Genomic DNA, 379 nt, shown 5'->3' on the forward strand with positions numbered 1-379 from the left:
ACCATAAAAGTGCTGTGGCGGAGGGGGTGGGAGCGTTATATTTATATAAAATCAATAAGTTATATAAAAGTTCGGGAGTTTTGATTCCGTTGATTATTTTAACTTATTTTATGTCTATCCCGAACCTTTTTGTAGCTTTTTGATTGCTTCTATTGCAAGTCGTTTTCTATCAGCTGTTTTGGTATAAAGGGATGCCATTTTATCTTCTGTCCAGCCAAAAAGCGCTTTCATTTGCGAAACTGTCGCACCAGCATTGGCTGCACGTGTTGCTGCTAATTTTCGCAATCCGTGCGCTGATTTTTTAATACCCGCCGCATTACATGCTTCACGAAAGAGGTTGCCAAAACTTTCTTTGACAAGCTTATTTCCACCTTTACCA

The 379-nt window shown here is 39.3% G+C and carries 1 protein-coding gene; it reads right to left on the reverse strand.

Translation table 11 applies throughout. The features are described 5' to 3' along the window. Positions 1-114: 114 nt before the first annotated feature. On the reverse strand, positions 115-379 hold a 265-nt coding region (locus tag ACFIMM_RS05955), incomplete at its 5' end, for a tyrosine-type recombinase/integrase (protein WP_375692670.1).

Source organism: Bartonella sp. AP258QHHD (assembly GCF_042196145.1).
Classification (GTDB): Bacteria; Pseudomonadota; Alphaproteobacteria; order Rhizobiales; family Rhizobiaceae; genus Bartonella.